Below are 16,893 nucleotides of genomic sequence, written 5' to 3' on the forward strand. Positions count from 1 at the left end.
TTTTCCGGCATCGCCACCAAGACCGCCTTCTCCGGCATTGCCGCCAAGACAGCATTCTCGGGTATCGCGGCCCAGGGCAAAGGTGAAGCGGCGGGAAGTCAGACTGCGTTTTCCGGCATCGCCACCAAGACCGCCTTCTCCGGCATTGCCGCCAAGACAGCATTCTCGGGCATCGCGGCCCAGGGCAAAGGCGAAGCGGCGGGAAGCCAGACTGCGTTTTCCGGCATCGCCACCAAGACCGCCTTCTCCGGCATTGCCGCCAAGACAGCATTCTCGGGTATCGCGGCCCAGGGTAAAGAGGCCACTGCTGGCGCGCAGACCGCGTTTTCCGGGATTGCCACTCAAGGTAAAACGGAGCAAGCCAGCGCCCAGACCGCGTTTTCCGGCATTGCCAGCGGCAAGCAAGACGTGGCGGCGTTTTATACTGTTCGTCCACGTTTGCCGGTAACCGCCTAATTTACTAGTGTTATAGTAGGAACGTGGGAACAATAAGTCATTGTTCCCACAAGCATTTATTGACGTTGCGCACGATAGACACCCTCGCTTGCATTCCACTACAGTCTGCCTATACTAGGTTTTGTTGACACGAATCAACTCTCGTTCCACAACAACGAACTTGAGCGCGCCGGCCTCTTCAGCCAACACAAGCGTCTACCCACTTTTTTCGACAACAAAACCTTATCCACATAGAGGAATGTCATCCATGATTTCAGCAGAAAGCTTCCAAGCCATTGCGGACCTCGACCTCGAGCCAATTAAAGTCAAGCTGATGCACGAAGCGTCCGGTGAAGGCTGGTCTCTGCAAAAAGCCAATGCAGTGGAATTTGAATACCGCCGGTTCCTGTACCTGATGAAGACATTCCCACATGAGCAGACTGCACCGCTGATGGATGTGGATACCTTCTGGCACTACCACATCCTCGACACGATGAAGTACGCGGTCGACTGCGACGCTGTATTTGGCTACTTCCTGCACCATTTCCCATACATTGGCCTGCGCGGCGAAGACGACGAAGAAGTACACCACCGCGTCGGCGACCGCATGAAGGAATTGTATGAAGCGACGTTCGGCGAAAGCTACCTGAAAGCCGAAGCGGCGTATTCCGGCGTGCCTGCCCAGCAGGCTGACGCGGCTTATTCGGGCGTGCCAACCGTGGCGTATTCCGGTGTCCCTGCGGCCGAAGCCAAGTCCGCTTATTCCGGCGTGCCAACGGTGGCGTATTCCGGCGTGCCGGCGGCCCAGGCGAAAACCGCGTACTCGGGCGTGCCAGCCGCGCAAGCGCAAACCGCCTATTCCGGCGTGCCAACCGCCCAGGCGAAAACCGCATACTCGGGCGTACCTGCCGCAAAAGCGCAAACCGCATACTCGGGCGTACCTGCTGCAAAAGCACAAACCGCGTACTCGGGCGTACCTGCCGCAAAAGCACAAACCGCGTACTCGGGCGTACCTGCCGCAAAAGCACAAACCGCTTACTCGGGCGTGCCTGCCGCAAAAGCACAAACCGCGTACTCAGGCGTGCCTGCCGCACAGGCTAAAACCGCTTACTCCGGCGTCCCTGCGGCACAAGCGCAAACCGCGTATTCCGGCGTACCTGCCGCCCAGGCGAAAACCGCTTACTCGGGTGTACCGGCTGCGCAAGCGCAAACCGCCTATTCCGGTGTGCCGTCCGCGCAAACCGCGTACTCCGGCGTGCCATCCGCACCGGCGCGCCAGGTGGCGGACATGTACATGGAACGTCCACGCCTGACCCCGGCTGCCTGAGCCAGATAACGCGGACGCTATCCGCTAAAAACAACAACGGGCCGCTACCTGTCACCAGGTAGCGGCCCGTTGCATTCATGCTGTTCGCGGATCAGGCAGACATCAATTCACGCAGTTCGCGGATGCTGAAATCGCTGATTTCATGCATGCGGATCAGGATGGTGGCGCCGATCGGCAGCGTGTTGTGGCGAATTTTGCTGATCACAGGTGGCGCCACTTCGAGCGCGCGCGACAGTGCCGCATCATTCTTCAGCTGCAGCTTTTCAATGATCGCATCCAGTACCCGGTTCGGGTTGTACGTTGGCGAAGAGGTGATTTCCTTGAGAGAGGTAGTCATTTGTCGGTTCCCGGTAGCCTTATGTTGTAAAAAGGCCACACTTTCACAAAATAATTAGCGGAATAAAGTCGGTCGAGCGCTAGCCTACATAGGGCATTTGCTATGTTTTATAGCACATGACCCGTATGATACACGTTTTTATTGCTTATAGGCTAATCTGGCGAGAAATTTGTGAGAATTTGATAGATTTCTCACTTGCAAGCTGTGGTAGGAATTGTTAAATATCGAAATCGTTGTTTTTCGTTATTCGCGCCCATAGAAACCGGATGCCAGGAACATCCATTCCACGGCAATCGCCGCGCTCAGTTGCGCAAGCGTGCCTGGAAAAAACAAGCCAAATTGTGGCGATGGGAAAATCAGGCACGGCGTAGCATCTTCGCAACGCCAGCTCCATCCCAGCTGACGCCGGATTTCATCCGGCGCCGGCGGCGGGTGATGGGCCCGGCCCCGCAACATCATATACAAGCGCACTTGCTCTTTCGTAGGGTGCGGGATGGTTTGCATTTGCTCTCCTGCAGGACCGTCGTGGAATTAATTATGCTCCAGCTAACTTACGCCGGGCTTTCGTTGTTGTAGACAGTCCACAACCTTTTCGTAACGTAACCTCAAGCCCAGTTCGTTCTTCAACCGGCTGTTGCGCAAACGCCGCGATTCCGACATGAACGACAGCAATGCGGGCGAGACCACCTGGCGCAGCGCATCCCGTGGCAAACGGGGCGGCCGCGGCAAGCCATGCGCATCGGCCACCGCATCGAAATACGCCGCCATCTTCATATCGCTGTCATCAACCGCATTGACCACCCTGCCCGGCAAGCCCTTGAACAAGGCGCGGGCAATGGCCCGCGCCAGATCCTCGGCATGGATGTGGTTGGTGTACACATCGTCGTCGTCACGCAACGCCGGCGTCCCCAGCCGGAGACGCTCCAGCGGCAAGCGGTCTTCCGCGTAAATGCCGGGGGCGCGCAAGATCGACAGCACGCTCCCGCTACGCCGTGCCCAGCGGCGCAACACCTGTTCCGCATCGACCCGGCGGATGGCGCGCGCGTTGCGCGGCGCCACGGGACGGCTTTCCGCCACCCATTCCCCCTTGCAATCGCCATAAACGCCGGTGGTGCTGATGTAAACCAGCCGCCCCCGCTCGGGTAAAATGGCGGTCAGATGGCGCGTGCGCCGGTCGAGCGGGCCTTCCGGCTGCGGTGGCGCCAGGTGCACGACGTGGCGCGCCAGCCCTTTGAGCCGGCGCAGCGTAGCCGGGTGGTCCAGGTTGGCCACCACCGGCACCGCGCCGGCAGCCCGCAATTCCGCACAGCGTTCCGGCTGGCTGGTGATGGCAATCACGCGAAATGCCTGCCGCACCAGTGGCAACAAGCGCATACCGACATCACCGCAGCCGACGATCAGCAAGCGTGGGCGGGCAAATTTATTAACGTTGACGTTTTTCATAAGTAAGGATTGTATGACTTTCCAGATTACTGTTCAGCCGAGCGGCCACCAGTTCACTTGCGACGAAGATGAAACCATCCTGGCCGCAGCCATGCGCGCCGGCGTCGGCTTGCCCTATGGCTGCAAGAACGGTGCGTGCAGTTCATGCAAAGGCAAAGTCATTTCCGGCAATGTGACGCACAAGGCGCACCAGCAGCGCGCGCTGACGGAAGAAGAAGCCGCGGCCGGCATGTCGCTGTTTTGCTGCGCCACGCCCCATGCCGACCTGGTCATCGAAGCACGCGAAGTGGCGGGCAGCAGCGATTACCCGGTCAAGAAAATGCCGTCGCGCGTCTCGACCATTGAAAAAGTCGCGCCGGACGTGGTGGTGATTTCCCTGCAATTGCCGGCCAACGAAAACCTGAAATACCGCGCCGGCCAATACATTGAATTCATGCTGCCAGGCGGCAAGCGCCGCAGCTACAGCATGGCCACCGCGCCGGACAATGGCCCGATCACCCTGCACATCCGCCACATGGCGGGCGGTTTCTTTACCGAACAAGTGTTCTCGACCATGAAAGAGCGCGACATCCTGCGCTTTGAAGGCCCGCTGGGCACGTTCTTCGTGCGCGACGACAGCGACAAGCCAATGGTACTGCTGGCTTCGGGCACTGGCTTTGCGCCGATCAAGGCCATCGTCGAACACTTGAACCAGATTGGCGCCACCCGCCCAATGACCTTGTATTGGGGCGGCCGCCGCCCACAGGACTTGTACATGGATGCGCTGTGCCGCGAATGGGCCGCCAAGCTGCCGAACTTTACTTACGTGCCGGTGGTCTCGAATGCATTGCCGGAAGATAACTGGAGCGGCCGCACCGGCTTCGTGCACCATGCCGTGATGGCGGACTTGCCGGACCTGTCCGGCCACCAAGTGTATGCCTGCGGCGCACCGATCATGGTGGAATCGGCCAAAACCGACTTCGTGGCCCAGTGCAAGCTGCCCGATGACGAGTTTTATGCGGATGCGTTCACCACCGAGGCCGACCTGGCCAAGTAATTTGCAGTAAGTACTCACTTGCTGGCGGTGGCCTCACCGCCAGCACGCGTTAGCGATATCAGGCACAATAACAGGCTGTCCCGCCCCGCCTTGCCTGATATCCGCCCATGCCCGCCTTCGACGCCACCGGTTTTTCCGTCCTCAAGCACCGCAATTTCACCAGTTACCTGTCGGCCCGCCTGCTCGGCACCCTGGCCGTGCAAATGCAGCACGTCGCCATTGGCTGGCACGTGTATGCGCTGACCGGCAATTTGTTTGACCTCGGGCTGATCGGCCTGGCCCAGTTCGCGCCGTTCCTGGTGTTCATCTTGCCGGCCGGGCAAATCGCCGACCGCCGCAACCGGCGCGATATTGTCGCGCTGTGCATGGCGGCGCAATTGCTGTGCGGCTTGCTTTTGCTGGCCTTTACGCTCAGCGGCGCCAAGACCGTGTGGCCGGTATTCGCCATCCTGGCCCTGTTCGGCAGCGCCCGCGCCTTCATGACACCGGCGTCGCAAGCGATGGTGATCAACCTGGTGCCGCCTGACAGCTTCAGCAAGGCCGTGGCCCTGAATTCCTCCACCTTCCACGTCGCCGTGATCCTCGGGCCCACCCTGGGCGGCCTGCTGTACTACTACGGCGCCACCACGGTGTTTGTCGTCTCGTCCGTCTTGCTGGCCGCCTCGGTGGTGCTGATGTGCATGACCAAAGCCGCCAGGCAAGCCATCAGCAAAGAGCCCGCGACCTGGCACAGCGTGCTGGAAGGCATGCGTTTCGTAAAGTCGCGTCCGGTCGTGCTGGGCGCCATTTCCCTGGATTTGTTTGCCGTGCTGTTTGGCGGCGCCACCGCCCTGCTGCCCGCGTTGGCTGCCGACGTGCTGCACGTGGGCCCCGGCGGCCTTGGCTTGCTGCGCACCGCGCCTGGCGCCGGTGCGGCGCTGTGCTCGATCGCGCTGGCGTTCTTCCCGATTACCCGCCGGGTTGGCGCCTGGATGTTTGGCGGCGTGGCCGTGTTTGGCCTGTGCACCGTGGTGCTGGGCGCCACCACCAGTTTCGGCGTCGCGCTGGCGGCCCTGCTGCTGATGGGCGCGGGCGACATGATCAGCGTCTACGTGCGCCACCTGCTGGTGCAATATGAAACCCCGGATGCGATCCGTGGCCGGGTCAGCGCCGTCAATGCGGTGTTCATCGGCGCCTCGAATGAGCTGGGGGAATTTGAATCGGGGGTCACCGCCGGCTGGTTCGGCCTGACGCGCGCCGTGGTGTTCGGCGGCATCGCCACCCTGGCCGTGACCGGCTTGTGGAGCGTGTTGTTCCCGGTGCTGTCGCGCATGGACAGGTTCCCCCACGCCGAGCGGGAGGCAGCGGAAAAATCCGTGGCGGCCTGAGCGGCCTGACGTCCGGGCAACTTTTCAATTGTAAGGCTTGCGCACTGCTGTGGGGCAATACCTGAGTTCCGCACTGCACTAAATTGGCGCTTAGTAGCAAAAGGAGTAAGATGGTTTCACACGCCGGTCATCTTCCGGTGCTGTATTGATGAACAAACGGGAGCAGTAAATGCAGATCAACGTCAATTGCGATAAAACCATTGAACGTCATGCCGGCCTTGATAGCCACGTACAAACCGTCGTGCAAACTGCCATCAGCCGATTCTCTGAACATATCAGCCGTGTTGAAATCCACCTCAGCGACAATAAAGGCGAAAAATCGCTGGATGGCGACAACCGTTGCCTGATCGAAGCCCGTGTCAACGGACTGCAACCCGTCGCCGTGAGCGACCACTCCGCCACCCTGCACCAGGCCATCAATGGCGCTGCAGACAAGCTCAAACGTGCACTGGACAGCGCCCTAGGCAAGCGCTCCGACCATAAACGTGCACCGCTGGCACCGGAAGTCGAAGACGAAGAAGAAGCATAATCAAGGACAGGCCGCCGGAGAACGGCGGCCTTGGTGTAGGCCCGCTTACAGCTGTCCCTGCAACACCTTCCGCAAGTACCGCAATCCCTGCAGCGCCCTGCTGCCATACCACGACATCATTTCCCCATCCACCAGTTGCACCGGCTTGCCAATCTGCTTTTCCAGCGCATCGGCGTGGGCTTGCGTGAAACGGTAGGGTTCCGACGACAGCAACACCTGGTCGATGCCGGCCACCAGCGCCTCGCTCCATTCGAACGACGGGTAACGCTCCGGTCCCAGGTCCGGGATGCGCCAGCCGATTTCCGCCAGCATGCGTGCAATATACGTGTCGTCGGAAATGCTCATCCACGGGTCTTGCCAGATGCAATACAGCACTGTTTGCGGCGGGCCTTTCGGTAGCGACCGCAGTGCCGCGTATTCCTGCTCGAAGGCCAGGCACCACGCTTCGGCTTTTTCTTCCGCGCAAAAGATACCGCCCATCAGGCGCGCCAGCGGCACGTTGTCGAGCGGCGCCAGCGGGTGCGTGACCACGACATGCGGTACGAATTCACGCAAGGCATCAAAGACCGGCTTTTCATTTTCATCGATGTTGACGATGACGTGGGTGGGCGCCAGCTTGCGGATCTTGTCCAGGTTCACATCCTTGGTGCCCCCCACTTTCGGGATGGTGCGCACCGTGGCGGCCGGGTGGATGCAAAAGCCGGTGCGGGCCACCAGTTGCGGCGCCAGTCCCAGGTCGCACAGCAATTCCGTAATCGAGGGCACCAGCGACACGATGCGTGCGCCGGGCGCGGCGGCAAAAGTTTGCCCGATGGCGTCGGTATAAGTCATGGTGGTTTTGATCATGTTCGTGGCGGTATTGAAACACAGCGGGGCCGCCGCGCGCCAGCATCGGCTATCATTTAACGATCTTTTCCGCAGGTAACTATCTTGAAGCCCATCACGTTCAGCGCCTCTCCATATTCCACCGACCTGATCCAGCTGTTCGCGGGCGCCGACCAGGCCACCGTCCGCAAACTGCTGGCGCCCTGCCCCATCATCCCGGTGGCGCCGGGCCGGCCGGTGGGCGATGGCCGGCGCGCACTGTATATCGTGCTGCGCGGCGCCTTGTCGGTGGCCAGCGACGCCCGCATGGGTATGGCCGATGGCAACATCACCAAGGTATTGCCTGGGGAAAGCGCGGGCGAACAGGCGGTGCTCGATGAAGAGGCGAACCTGTCCGCCGTCACGGCGCTGGAAGATTCCGAAGTGCTGGCGATCGATGCCGCCACCGTGTGGAAGCTGATCGATGAATCGAACTGCGTGGCGCGCAACCTGTTGCGCCTGCTGTCGTTCCGCATTCGCGCCGCCAACGCGCAATTGCGCCGGCGCCAGAAAGTCGGCGAGTTTTACCGGCAAATGTCGATGGTCGACGGCTTGACCGGCTTGTATAACCGGGCCTGGCTCAATGAATTGTTGCCGCCGATGGTAGGCCAGGCCCATGGCACCGAACAGCCGCTGTCGCTGATCATGGTCGACCTCGATCACTTCAAGAAATTCAACGACAGCCACGGCCACCTGGCCGGCGACCAGGCGCTTCGCGCCGCGGCGCAAGCCATCAGCAATGCGCTGCGGCCATCGGATTTCGCCGTGCGTTATGGCGGCGAAGAAATGATGGTGCTGTTGCCGGACACCGGCGCCGACGTCGCCGTGGTGGTGGCGGAACGGCTGTGCGACCGCATCCGCCAGTCCGTGATTTTCCATGACATGCGCTTGCCGATGCCGCACCTGACCGCCTCGCTGGGCGTGGCCAGCCTGACCGAGGGGCAGGATGAGCAGGCGCTGATCGCCTGCGCCGACGCCGCGCTGTACCGCGCGAAAGAAGCGGGCCGCAACCGCGTAGTGGCAGCCTGAGCCCCGAAACCACACCCGCGGCGCCGGCCCGCACACACGGCGGCTTGAAACACCCAAGTCGCCCTACGCCCAGCGCCAATCGCGTATGATGGCGCCGCATAAGCGCATTTCAACGCGCATTCCCAGAGATTATGAGCACCCACACCTTCCTTTGGCACGACTATGAAACCTTCGGCGCGCAACCGCGCCGCGACCGCCCGGCACAGTTCGCCGCGATCCGCACCGATGCGGAATTGAACGAAATTGGCGATCCTGTCATGCTGTTTTGCCAGCCGGCGCCGGACTTCCTGCCCGATCCGCAAGCGTGCCTGATCACAGGCATCACGCCGCAGCAATGCCTGGAACAGGGTGTGCCGGAACACCAGTTCGCCGCCACGATTGAACAGGCATTTGCCACGCCGGGCACCATCGGTGTCGGCTACAACACGATCCGCTTTGACGATGAAGTCACGCGCTTCCTGTTCTGGCGCAACCTGATCGACCCGTATGCGCGCGAATGGCAAAACCAGTGTGGCCGCTGGGACTTGCTCGATGTGGTGCGCATGACCTATGCACTGCGCCCGGAAGGCATCGAGTGGCCGCTGAAACCGGACGGCAAACCCAGCTTCCGCCTGGAAGATTTAACCCGGGCCAACGGCCTGGTGCACGAGGCGGCGCACGACGCGCTGTCCGACGTGCGCGCCACCATCGCACTGGCGCGCCTGATCCGCTCGAAGCAGCCGCGCCTGTTCGACTTTTGCCTGGCGCTGCACAAGAAAGACCGCGTGGCCGATGAAATCGGCATGCACGTGACGCCCGCCATGCGCCAGCCCTTCCTGCACGTGTCCGGCATGTTCCCGGCCGAGCGCGGCTGCCTGGCGCTGGTCTTCCCGCTCGGCGTCCATCCGACCAACAAGAATGAAGTGCTGGTATGGGATTGCGCGCACGATCCATCCGAGCTGTTCGGGCTCGATGCGGACACGGTGCGCATGCGCATGTTTACGCGCGGCGCGGACTTGCCGGAAGGCGTGACGCGCCTGCCGATCAAGAGCATCCATTTGAATAAATCGCCGATGCTGGTGGCCAGCCTGAAGACCCTGTCGCCGGCCATGGCCGAGCGCTGGGGCATGGACCTGGAAACCGGCCGCCGCCACGCGCACCTTGCCGCCACCGGGCCGGATTTATCGGCGCTGTGGGCGCAGGTGTTCCGCAAGGAAGATGGCGGCGAGGCCGATGTCGACGAGGATTTGTATGGCGGCTTTATCGGCAGCGCCGACCGGCGCCAGCTGGAATCGCTGCGCCGCCTGCCGGCCGCGCAACTGGCGGGCCGCACGCCGCCGTTTGAAGATGGCCGGCTGGCGGAACTGGTGTTCCGCTACCGCGCGCGCAACTTCCCGCACACCTTGTCCGAACACGAAATGGAGCAATGGGAACAGCACCGCGCGGCCCGCCTGTTTGACGGCGCCGGCGGGGCCCGCACGGTCGAGCAATTGTTTACGGAAATCGACCAGTTGTCGGAAAACGTGGACGAGCGCGGCGAGGAAGTGCTGGGCGCGCTGTACGACTACGCTGAAATGATCGCTCCCCAGCGGTATTAAAAAAGGGGCCTGGCCCCTTTCGCACTATCGTTCGCATTGAGCACGATAGTGCTAAAAGGGCCAGGCCCCATCGACCACCATCGATCAAAGAAGGGGCGCAAGCCCCTTTTCTTATTTGCGGTACTGATTGATCGCGTCGCGGGTTTCTTCGGCCACGCGGCGCGCGGCCGCGGCGAAGTCTTCACCGGCTTGCGGCGCCGCGTACAGGATCGCGCGCGACGAGTTGATCATCATGCCGGCGCCGGCGACGGTGCGGCCCGCGTTGACGGTGGCGGCAATGTCGCCGCCCTGCGCACCGATGCCCGGCACCAGCAGCGGCATGTCGCCGACAATCGCGCGCACTTGCGCCAGTTCTTCCGGGAAGGTCGCCCCCACCACCAGCGCGCACTGGCCATTGGTATTCCATTTATTGGCCACCAGCCCCGCCACGTGCTGGTACAGCGGCTTGCCGCCTACGTCCAGGAATTGCAGGTCGGAGCCGCCGGCGTTCGACGTGCGGCACAGGATGATGACGCCGCGGTCGGCCCACTCCATGTATGGTTCCACCGAGTCAGAGCCCATATACGGATTGACGGTCACGGCATCGGCGCCGTAGCGGTCATACGCTTCGCGCGCATACTGGCGCGCGGTGGCGCCGATGTCGCCGCGCTTGGCGTCGAGCACCAGCGGGATGTGCGGGTAGTTCTCGCGCACGTAGGCGCAAATGTCTTCCAGCTGACGCTCCGCGCTCAAGGCGGCAAAGTAGGCGATCTGCGGCTTGAACGAGCACGCCAGGTCCGCCGTCGCATCGATGATCTCTTTGCAGAATTCGTAGATGCCGTTCGGCTGGCTGCGGAATTGCGCCGGCAGCTTGTCCATGTCCGGATCCAGGCCGACGCACAGCAGGGAGTCGTTGCTCGCCCATGCGGCATTGAGTTTATTGATAAAAGTCACGACATCCCTCCAGAAAAAATAGCAAACCCGCGATTATACCCCGGCAGGGACGACCGATCGCTGGGGTAAAATTCCGCTATACAACTCACCGAAAGGACGCGCGATGAAATTAACCAATAAAGTAGCGATCGTGACCGGCGCCACACAAGGCATCGGCCTGGCCTGCGCGCAACGCCTTGTGACCGAAGGCGCCAAAGTCATGTTGGTGGACATCAAACCGGAAGGCGCACAAGCGGCCGAAGCACTGGGCGACCAGGCCCGCTTTTTTACCGCCGACGTCAGCCAGAAATCCGACGTGGACGCCCTGGTGGCGGAAACCCTGGCCGTGTTTGGCCGCATCGATATCCTCATCAACAATGCCGGCGTCACGCATAAAGCCGACTTCCTCGACCTGACCGAAGACGATTTCGACCGCGTACTGCGGATTAACCTGAAATCCATGTTCCTGTGCGGCCAGGCGGCGGCGCGCGTGATGGTCAGCCAGCGCAGCGGCTGCATCATCAATATGTCGAGCGTGAATTCGGAACTGGCGATTCCCGACCAGGTACCGTACGTGGTGTCGAAGGGCGGCATCAACCAGTTGACCAAAGTAATGTCGCTGAACCTGGCGCAGCACGGCGTGCGCGTGAACGGCATCGGCCCCGGCACGATTTTGACGGAACTGGCGAAAAAAGCCGTGCTGGGCAGCCCGGAAGCGCGCCATACGATTTTGTCGCGCACACCAATGGGCCGTTGCGGCGAACCGGAAGAAGTCGCATCGATCGCCGCCTTCCTGGCCAGCGACGACGCCAGCTATATGACCGGCCAGACCCTGTTCGTCGACGGCGGCCGCCTCGCGCTGAACTACACGGTGCCGGTGCGCGAGTAAGCGGAAAAGTAAGATATACAAATAACGCATGTCTGGTATCCAAACATGAAATTAGACATATATGTGGCGACGCAGCATAATTACACCTGTCTCCACTATTCTCCTCCAAGAAAATAGTTTCAAGCCCGCGCAACAGCGGGCTTTTTTTTTTATTGGTGCTCTTGTGTCATGGTGCCGTCATATGCGCCCCGTAGACTTGCTCTATCTGCTTCACACACAACCGATATGTGTGGAAGCAGTAAGGTGCGCCACGGCGCACCGACCGAATTCACGTTCAAGACCTTCCGCCCGCTTTCACCAGCGGGCGTTTTTTTTACCTTGTGCTATCGTTGCGCGATGCTGAATTTCTTCCATCAATTCGTCCTGACGACTGTGCACGCGAATTTGCGCTACCGAACCGCACTGACCCTGTTTGCGCTGATCCTGATCCTGGGCTCGATCCCCGGCGCACGGCAAGACATCGGCCACGTCGCCTCCGGCGTGATCCTGCATGCCTGCGCGTATGCCGGTATCACGTTCCTGTTATTTACGGGTGGCAGCGGCACCCTGGCGGCGCGCGCCCTGAAAGCCGTGCTGACCGTGGCGGCCATGGGCGCTTGTGATGAACTGGTGCAGAGTTTCCTGCCCTACCGCCACGGCACGGTAGGGGATTGGGTGGTCGATGTCACGTCAGCCATCGCGACTGTCATCATCATGTGGGCTATGTGGAAGCGCCACAAAGTCGCCTGACCCATCCGGCGCCAGCCACGCCATGCCGCTGGCGCGCCACACATCGCGCCGCATTTCCTGCAATTGCTCGGCACGGGCTTGCCGCACCAGGCCGTGCAGGGCTTGCCGCAGCACGTGGCGCTGGCGCGCATCGGCCTGCGCACCATAGACGGCAAAGATTAATTGGTTGATCACTGTTTCAGACGAGCAAGTCGGCATAGTCTATCCCTATTGATTTCTGACGTGCAATTATTGCTTTTCATCCACGCCGACTGTTTGACCTATCTCAATCGTGCTCACTCCAAATGAAACAAAGGGCATGATGGCCTGATCCAACGTAAACGAGCCTTCGCTCATTACCAGGAGAGCCAACATGAAATCCTCGATTATTACCGTGGCCGTTACGGCCGCGGCGCTGGCAGCACTGGCCGGCTGCGCCAGCGACCGCAAAACCGCCATGTACGACGACCCGACTTCCGCACCAGGTTCCACCACATGGGCAGCGGCGTCGGGTCCCGAGCCTGGCAATACCGTCAGTAGTGCTGCGGTCACCACACCGGGCACGGCATCGGGCGCCAAATCCTATTCCGGATCAAGCACCGCCACGGCGCACAGCTGGAGCGGCGTCGTGATAGCCGTCGATCCGATCCTGCGCCAGGATGCGGCCGCGATGGGTGTCGGGATGGCGGGCGCCGCCGCTGCGGGCGGCGTCATGTCGAATGAAGGTTCGCCAAACGACAAGGTGTACCGCATCACGATGCGGGCCGACGACGGCACCACGCAAGTGGTGGTGCTCGACAGCATTCCGACCTATAAGTCCGGCGACCGGGTGCGCTACCGCGATGGTTCCGTCCAGCGCGAATAAGCGGTAGTCACTGATGTGTGGGTGCCCGGCCTGAAGGCCCGGCACCCATGCAATCTAATATAGTTGCTCGACCTGGTAGCCGCGTTCACGCAGCAATTGCGGCAAGCTGTTGTCGCCGACCAGGTGCAGCAGGCCGACGCCGACAAAGGCGACCTGGTCTTGCCGCATGATGGCTTCGATGGACGTCGCCATTTCCGGGTTGCGCTTGCCCAGCAGGGTGCGCTCCATGAACGCGGCGGACACGGTTTCACCGCTGGTCAGCGTTTTCCACGACGCCCAGATGCCGCGCGCATCGGCCTGGCTCCACGCGTCCAGCAAATTCGCGGTTTTCGTCAGCGAGACACCACTGGCCAATTCCGCCAGGTTTTCACGCAAATACGCTTCCTGCTGTGCATCGTCCAGCGTATCGAACAGGCTGAGCTGATAATCCGCCGATTCCAGTTCGCGCAACGGTTTGCTTTGCTGTTCCGCCGTGCTCAACAGGTATTGTTCGACGCCGTTGCTGCGCCGGTAACCCTGCCGTTCAATTTCCGCGCCCACCAGCACATTGGCCAGCAGCCACGGCTTGAAGTGTTCCATGCTGGACAGCGACATGCCGGCCTTGCCAAGCGCCAGGTTCAAAATGGCCAGTGTTTCCGCAGACACGTGGTTGCGCACCGAATCGCCCGGCGCATAGCGCGCATAGCGGGCCAGCGCTTTCTGGAATGCCGCATCGGCGCGGATATCCAGCTCCAGCACCAGCGACGTGGATTCCGCCAGCGCCCGCGTCACTTGCGGTTCCAGCGGATAAAACGCTTGCTTACCGACGTGCACGGTGCCAAACAAATAGCTGATTTTGCCCTCCTGCCGCACCCGGTACAGTGCGCCACGGCGCGGCGGATCCATCTCGGCTACGGCTACCGCCGCCGACGCACGCTCAAGGTGCGCGCTGTGCAGCTCATTCATGTCCATCGAAACTCCCGGACGGCAGACCGCCACCAGCAGTGAGCAGATTGCCAATAAAGTGCGACGCATACAGTTCTCCCTGCCGTCAATCCGGCAAGCATGGAGTTCTAACAATTAGGGAAAAGGAAAGGCGGGCAGGCGCTGGGGCCGTCTTGATCCATCAGAATTGATAGTAAGACTTATTTTGCCGCAAGGGAACAGATTAAAACCGGCGGAAACGAAAAACAACGGGGCGCCCGCACCGGCGCCCCGTTTTCAATATCAGGCTGGCATTACCTTGCCAGTTCGACCAGCGCAGCCGTGTACATCTGCAAGTTCAGCAGCAACTGCTTGTGCGTAATGAATTCGTGTTCGGAGTGGCCGGTGTACGCGACACCCGGCATGGCCGGGCCAAACGCCACGGCTTTCGGGAACAGGCGCGAATTGGTGCCGCCGCCGATAGCGATGGGCATGGCATTGGCGATACCGGTGTAATGCGAAAACACGTCGAGCAGCACAGGCACTTGCGGCGCATCGGTTTGCACCCACGGCTCGCCGATTTCCATCTTGATCCGCGCCTGCGGTGCATGCAGCCGCTTCCACTGGTCAAACGCCTGCTGGAACTGCGTGGTCAGCTCACCCTTGCTCTTGCCACGCGGACGGCGCAAGTTAATCGTCAATTCCATGCAGCCGGCTTTATGCGCCAGCACGGTCGGCGCCACCGTCATCGGCCCCATGAACGCATCGCGGTAGGCGACCTTGCCAAACCGTTCACCGGTGACGCCGGTGCCGACCATGTCATTGAGGAAATCGACCATCGCGCCGGCCGAAGTGGTGCGCCACTGCCGTACTTTCAGCGCATCGGCCAGCATGGCAATCGCATTGACACCCTCTTCCGGCTTGGAGGAATGCGCCGACAATCCCAGCGCCGTCACCGTCAAATCCTTGCCCTGCCATGCGGTCTGGTAGCGCATCCCCTTTTGCGTGGCGGCGCGCTTCTTGATTTGCGCTTCCAGTGCGCGGGTGGCATTGCCGATCACGGCGCTGGCGTCTTCCGGGATCTGGCTGGCGAAATAGCCGCCGGAAAATTCGCGCACCTCGGGATCCTTGCCAGGCTTTTTCGCTATCTGGGCGGGGATGGTCACCGTGACACCACCCCAGCCTTTTTCCGCCGTCACCACCGGATATTCCGCGTCGAGCGTGATGTTCACCTGTGGCGGCACATGCTCTTTCAGGAACGCTTCCAGCGGCGCCCAGTCCGATTCCTCCGCCATGTACACATACAATTCCAGCCGGCGGCGCAGCGGCACTTGCTGGTCCTTGATGGCTTTCATGGCATACAGCGCGGTGGCGATCGGGCCCTTGTCATCTTCGGCGCCGCGCGCGATCAGGCGGCCCGGTTCCGATGCCGCGTCGAGCTGGAACGGCGACTTGGCCCACTTGGCGGGATTCACCGGCTGCACATCGCCGTGCGTGATAATGCCGACCCGCTCTTCCGCCGCGCCATGGCCGATCACCACCACCATGCCGTGGTCGCGGTAATCCAGACCAAGGCGCTCCGCTTCTTCCTTGAGGAATTGCTTGAAACCGAGATGCTGGGGATTTTTCTCCGCCGGGATGGCCGGATCGGCCACGGTATTAAAACTGACCATCCTGGTCAGGCTGGCCTGCAACTGGTTTGGATAGGTATCCAGCGCATGGCGCGCGGCCGCCGTGGCGGGCGCGCTGACCGGCGCCGCCATCGAGACCGGCAAGGCAGCCAGCAACATCGTGGCCAGAGTAAGTTTTTTCAGCATGTGTCCCCTGTCATTAGCGGTAAGAGGCCAGTATCCTGGCCAGTCCGCCATCGTGCAGCAATTGCCCGATGGCGCGGTTGACGTCGTCCACCGCCACACTGCCGCGCGGTGACACGGCGCACAGCGTGCGGTAAGTCTTGACGGCGAGCGGCGGATGGATATCCAGTTTGCCGCCCTGTTTCAAAAAATAATCCACGAACAAGGTCGTGGTTTCGGCGTGCCGCACCCGCCCCAGTTCCAGCTTGAGCAAGCTGTTCAACCCGGACGCCGTATCGGCGCGCACGAAATGCGCACCCAGCGCATGTTCCAGTTCCGGATACACATACCCCAGCACGGTGCCGATCTGCTGGTCCGCCAGGTCGGCCAGCGCCTGCGGACGCGGCGCGTCGCGGCGCGTGATCACCACTTCGGTAATGGGAAAGAACGGCGCGCTCCAGTGCAGCCGCCCGGGCAGCCACTCGGGCATGTACAGGCACAGGACATCGCCCTCGCCCTGCTCCAGCGCGGCGCCGATGCGCTTGCGCGGCCACACCTTGAATTGCGGGGTGCGGCCCAGGCGCTCCGCCAGGGCGGCGCCGACGTCACGGTGCAAGCCGCCCGTCAGGGCGCCATCGGTGATGTCGGCCAGCGGCATGTGGGAACCGGTATCGACCAGCACCACCAGTTTTTGCGGCGGCGGGGGCGCGGGGGCGTCCGAACCGTTATCCGATGCGCATGCGTGCGGCGCTGCCAGCAGCAGCGGCATCAACAGCGGCAGGGAAGCAAGGCGAAGGTTCATGACTGCCAACAATTTTACGGGAATCCGGTGGTTCCCGACAGACTGTCAGCAGGTTGGAAGCAAAACGTAGGGCGGCT

The 16,893-nt window shown here is 61.5% G+C and carries 19 protein-coding genes and 1 pseudogene; 10 read left to right on the forward strand and 10 right to left on the reverse strand.

Annotated elements, in window-relative coordinates; genetic code table 11:
* Positions 1-456 (forward strand): annotated as a pseudogene (locus AC1RRC_RS09410) (hypothetical protein); the annotation flags it as partial.
* Between the two features lie 247 nt (positions 457-703).
* Positions 704-1,762, forward strand: a complete 1,059-nt coding sequence (locus AC1RRC_RS09415; RefSeq protein ID WP_493055056.1) for a glycine-rich domain-containing protein — start codon at positions 704-706, stop codon at positions 1,760-1,762.
* Between the two features lie 91 nt (positions 1,763-1,853).
* Here the strand turns inward: AC1RRC_RS09415 and AC1RRC_RS09420 are convergent, their stop codons facing one another.
* The 3 genes from AC1RRC_RS09420 to AC1RRC_RS09430 all read right to left on the reverse strand — a co-directional run bounded on the left by AC1RRC_RS09420 (position 1,854) and on the right by AC1RRC_RS09430 (position 3,542).
* Positions 1,854-2,099 carry a hypothetical protein gene (locus tag AC1RRC_RS09420; RefSeq protein WP_493055057.1) on the reverse strand — a complete coding sequence of 82 codons (246 nt, stop codon included), beginning with the start codon at positions 2,097-2,099 and terminating at the stop codon, positions 1,854-1,856.
* A 243-nt stretch (positions 2,100-2,342) separates the two neighbouring features.
* A complete protein-coding gene (locus AC1RRC_RS09425; protein WP_493055058.1) occupies positions 2,343-2,603 on the reverse strand; it encodes a hypothetical protein in 261 nt (86 codons plus the stop codon).
* A gap of 42 nt (positions 2,604-2,645) precedes the next feature.
* Complete coding sequence (locus tag AC1RRC_RS09430; RefSeq protein WP_493055060.1) at positions 2,646-3,542, reverse strand: SDR family oxidoreductase; 897 nt, start codon at positions 3,540-3,542, stop codon at positions 2,646-2,648.
* Between the two features lie 13 nt (positions 3,543-3,555).
* Here AC1RRC_RS09430 and AC1RRC_RS09435 point away from each other — a divergent pair, with 13 nt between their 5' ends.
* From AC1RRC_RS09435 to AC1RRC_RS09445, 3 genes are all read left to right on the forward strand, one after another.
* A complete protein-coding gene (locus AC1RRC_RS09435) occupies positions 3,556-4,578 on the forward strand; it encodes a CDP-6-deoxy-delta-3,4-glucoseen reductase (protein WP_493055064.1) in 1,023 nt (340 codons plus the stop codon).
* Between the two features lie 107 nt (positions 4,579-4,685).
* The gene (locus AC1RRC_RS09440) at positions 4,686-5,945 is read left to right on the forward strand and encodes an MFS transporter (protein WP_493055065.1); all 1,260 of its coding nucleotides are present in this window, start codon (positions 4,686-4,688) and stop codon (positions 5,943-5,945) included.
* A 169-nt stretch (positions 5,946-6,114) separates the two neighbouring features.
* On the forward strand, positions 6,115-6,474 hold the full coding sequence (locus tag AC1RRC_RS09445; RefSeq protein WP_493055069.1) for an HPF/RaiA family ribosome-associated protein: 360 nt from the start codon (positions 6,115-6,117) through the stop codon (positions 6,472-6,474).
* Between the two features lie 45 nt (positions 6,475-6,519).
* Here AC1RRC_RS09445 and AC1RRC_RS09450 read toward each other — a convergent pair whose 3' ends face one another.
* A complete protein-coding gene (locus tag AC1RRC_RS09450; protein ID WP_493055510.1) occupies positions 6,520-7,305 on the reverse strand; it encodes a helical backbone metal receptor in 786 nt (261 codons plus the stop codon).
* 99 nt (positions 7,306-7,404) lie between these two features.
* Between AC1RRC_RS09450 and AC1RRC_RS09455 the strand changes: the two genes are divergently transcribed.
* Positions 7,405-8,367: a GGDEF domain-containing protein gene (locus AC1RRC_RS09455; protein ID WP_493055074.1), complete on the forward strand. Its 963-nt coding sequence runs from the start codon at positions 7,405-7,407 to the stop codon at positions 8,365-8,367.
* A gap of 131 nt (positions 8,368-8,498) precedes the next feature.
* Positions 8,499-9,944, forward strand: a complete 1,446-nt coding sequence (gene sbcB / locus AC1RRC_RS09460; protein WP_493055077.1) for an exodeoxyribonuclease I — start codon at positions 8,499-8,501, stop codon at positions 9,942-9,944.
* Between the two features lie 111 nt (positions 9,945-10,055).
* Here sbcB and pyrF read toward each other — a convergent pair whose 3' ends face one another.
* Positions 10,056-10,877 carry an orotidine-5'-phosphate decarboxylase gene (pyrF, locus tag AC1RRC_RS09465; protein ID WP_493055080.1) on the reverse strand — a complete coding sequence of 274 codons (822 nt, stop codon included), beginning with the start codon at positions 10,875-10,877 and terminating at the stop codon, positions 10,056-10,058.
* A 103-nt stretch (positions 10,878-10,980) separates the two neighbouring features.
* Here pyrF and AC1RRC_RS09470 point away from each other — a divergent pair, with 103 nt between their 5' ends.
* Positions 10,981-11,745, forward strand: a complete 765-nt coding sequence (locus AC1RRC_RS09470; RefSeq protein ID WP_493055084.1) for an SDR family NAD(P)-dependent oxidoreductase — start codon at positions 10,981-10,983, stop codon at positions 11,743-11,745.
* Positions 11,746-12,081: 336 nt separating this feature from the next.
* Positions 12,082-12,474, forward strand: a complete 393-nt coding sequence (locus tag AC1RRC_RS09475) for a VanZ family protein (protein ID WP_493055088.1) — start codon at positions 12,082-12,084, stop codon at positions 12,472-12,474.
* On the opposite strand, the gene AC1RRC_RS09480 is transcribed toward AC1RRC_RS09475, so the two are convergent.
* Positions 12,415-12,648, reverse strand: coding sequence for a hypothetical protein (locus AC1RRC_RS09480; protein WP_493055090.1), 234 nt, complete (start codon positions 12,646-12,648; stop codon positions 12,415-12,417). The genes AC1RRC_RS09475 and AC1RRC_RS09480 overlap by 60 nt on opposite strands.
* Positions 12,649-12,702: 54 nt before the next feature.
* Entirely contained in the window at positions 12,703-12,828 is a 126-nt protein-coding gene (locus tag AC1RRC_RS09485; protein ID WP_493055093.1) for a hypothetical protein, read from the reverse strand.
* Here AC1RRC_RS09485 and AC1RRC_RS09490 point away from each other — a divergent pair.
* Complete coding sequence (locus AC1RRC_RS09490) at positions 12,827-13,318, forward strand: hypothetical protein (protein WP_493055094.1); 492 nt, start codon at positions 12,827-12,829, stop codon at positions 13,316-13,318. The genes AC1RRC_RS09485 and AC1RRC_RS09490 overlap by 2 nt on opposite strands.
* A 54-nt stretch (positions 13,319-13,372) precedes the next feature.
* Here AC1RRC_RS09490 and AC1RRC_RS09495 read toward each other — a convergent pair whose 3' ends face one another.
* The 3 genes from AC1RRC_RS09495 to AC1RRC_RS09505 all read right to left on the reverse strand — a co-directional run bounded on the left by AC1RRC_RS09495 (position 13,373) and on the right by AC1RRC_RS09505 (position 16,816).
* Positions 13,373-14,269, reverse strand: coding sequence for a TraB/GumN family protein (locus tag AC1RRC_RS09495; protein ID WP_493055097.1), 897 nt, complete (start codon positions 14,267-14,269; stop codon positions 13,373-13,375).
* 266 nt (positions 14,270-14,535) lie between these two features.
* On the reverse strand, positions 14,536-16,038 hold the full coding sequence (locus AC1RRC_RS09500) for a dipeptidase (protein WP_493055099.1): 1,503 nt from the start codon (positions 16,036-16,038) through the stop codon (positions 14,536-14,538).
* 13 nt (positions 16,039-16,051) lie between these two features.
* Positions 16,052-16,816, reverse strand: a complete 765-nt coding sequence (locus AC1RRC_RS09505; RefSeq protein WP_493055101.1) for a substrate-binding periplasmic protein — start codon at positions 16,814-16,816, stop codon at positions 16,052-16,054.
* Positions 16,817-16,893 lie beyond the last annotated feature (77 nt).

Source organism: Pseudoduganella sp. GW821-FHT12E03 (assembly GCF_058807115.1).

Excerpts from the sequence above, each read along its gene's own strand:
- AC1RRC_RS09415 (WP_493055056.1), top strand. The coding sequence starts at position 704 with ATGATTTCAGCAGAAAGCTTCCAAGCCATTGCGGACCTCGACCTCGAG.
- AC1RRC_RS09420 (WP_493055057.1), bottom strand. The coding sequence starts at position 2,099 with ATGACTACCTCTCTCAAGGAAATCACCTCTTCGCCAACGTACAACCCG.
- AC1RRC_RS09425 (WP_493055058.1), bottom strand. The coding sequence starts at position 2,603 with ATGCAAACCATCCCGCACCCTACGAAAGAGCAAGTGCGCTTGTATATG.
- AC1RRC_RS09430 (WP_493055060.1), bottom strand. The coding sequence starts at position 3,542 with ATGAAAAACGTCAACGTTAATAAATTTGCCCGCCCACGCTTGCTGATC.
- AC1RRC_RS09435 (WP_493055064.1), top strand. The coding sequence starts at position 3,556 with ATGACTTTCCAGATTACTGTTCAGCCGAGCGGCCACCAGTTCACTTGC.
- AC1RRC_RS09440 (WP_493055065.1), top strand. The coding sequence starts at position 4,686 with ATGCCCGCCTTCGACGCCACCGGTTTTTCCGTCCTCAAGCACCGCAAT.
- AC1RRC_RS09445 (WP_493055069.1), top strand. The coding sequence starts at position 6,115 with ATGCAGATCAACGTCAATTGCGATAAAACCATTGAACGTCATGCCGGC.
- AC1RRC_RS09450 (WP_493055510.1), bottom strand. The coding sequence starts at position 7,305 with ATGACTTATACCGACGCCATCGGGCAAACTTTTGCCGCCGCGCCCGGC.
- sbcB (WP_493055077.1), top strand. The coding sequence starts at position 8,499 with ATGAGCACCCACACCTTCCTTTGGCACGACTATGAAACCTTCGGCGCG.
- AC1RRC_RS09470 (WP_493055084.1), top strand. The coding sequence starts at position 10,981 with ATGAAATTAACCAATAAAGTAGCGATCGTGACCGGCGCCACACAAGGC.
- AC1RRC_RS09475 (WP_493055088.1), top strand. The coding sequence starts at position 12,082 with ATGCTGAATTTCTTCCATCAATTCGTCCTGACGACTGTGCACGCGAAT.
- AC1RRC_RS09490 (WP_493055094.1), top strand. The coding sequence starts at position 12,827 with ATGAAATCCTCGATTATTACCGTGGCCGTTACGGCCGCGGCGCTGGCA.
- AC1RRC_RS09485 (WP_493055093.1), bottom strand. The coding sequence starts at position 12,828 with ATGTTGGCTCTCCTGGTAATGAGCGAAGGCTCGTTTACGTTGGATCAG.
- AC1RRC_RS09495 (WP_493055097.1), bottom strand. The coding sequence starts at position 14,269 with ATGGACATGAATGAGCTGCACAGCGCGCACCTTGAGCGTGCGTCGGCG.
- AC1RRC_RS09500 (WP_493055099.1), bottom strand. The coding sequence starts at position 16,038 with ATGCTGAAAAAACTTACTCTGGCCACGATGTTGCTGGCTGCCTTGCCG.
- AC1RRC_RS09505 (WP_493055101.1), bottom strand. The coding sequence starts at position 16,816 with ATGAACCTTCGCCTTGCTTCCCTGCCGCTGTTGATGCCGCTGCTGCTG.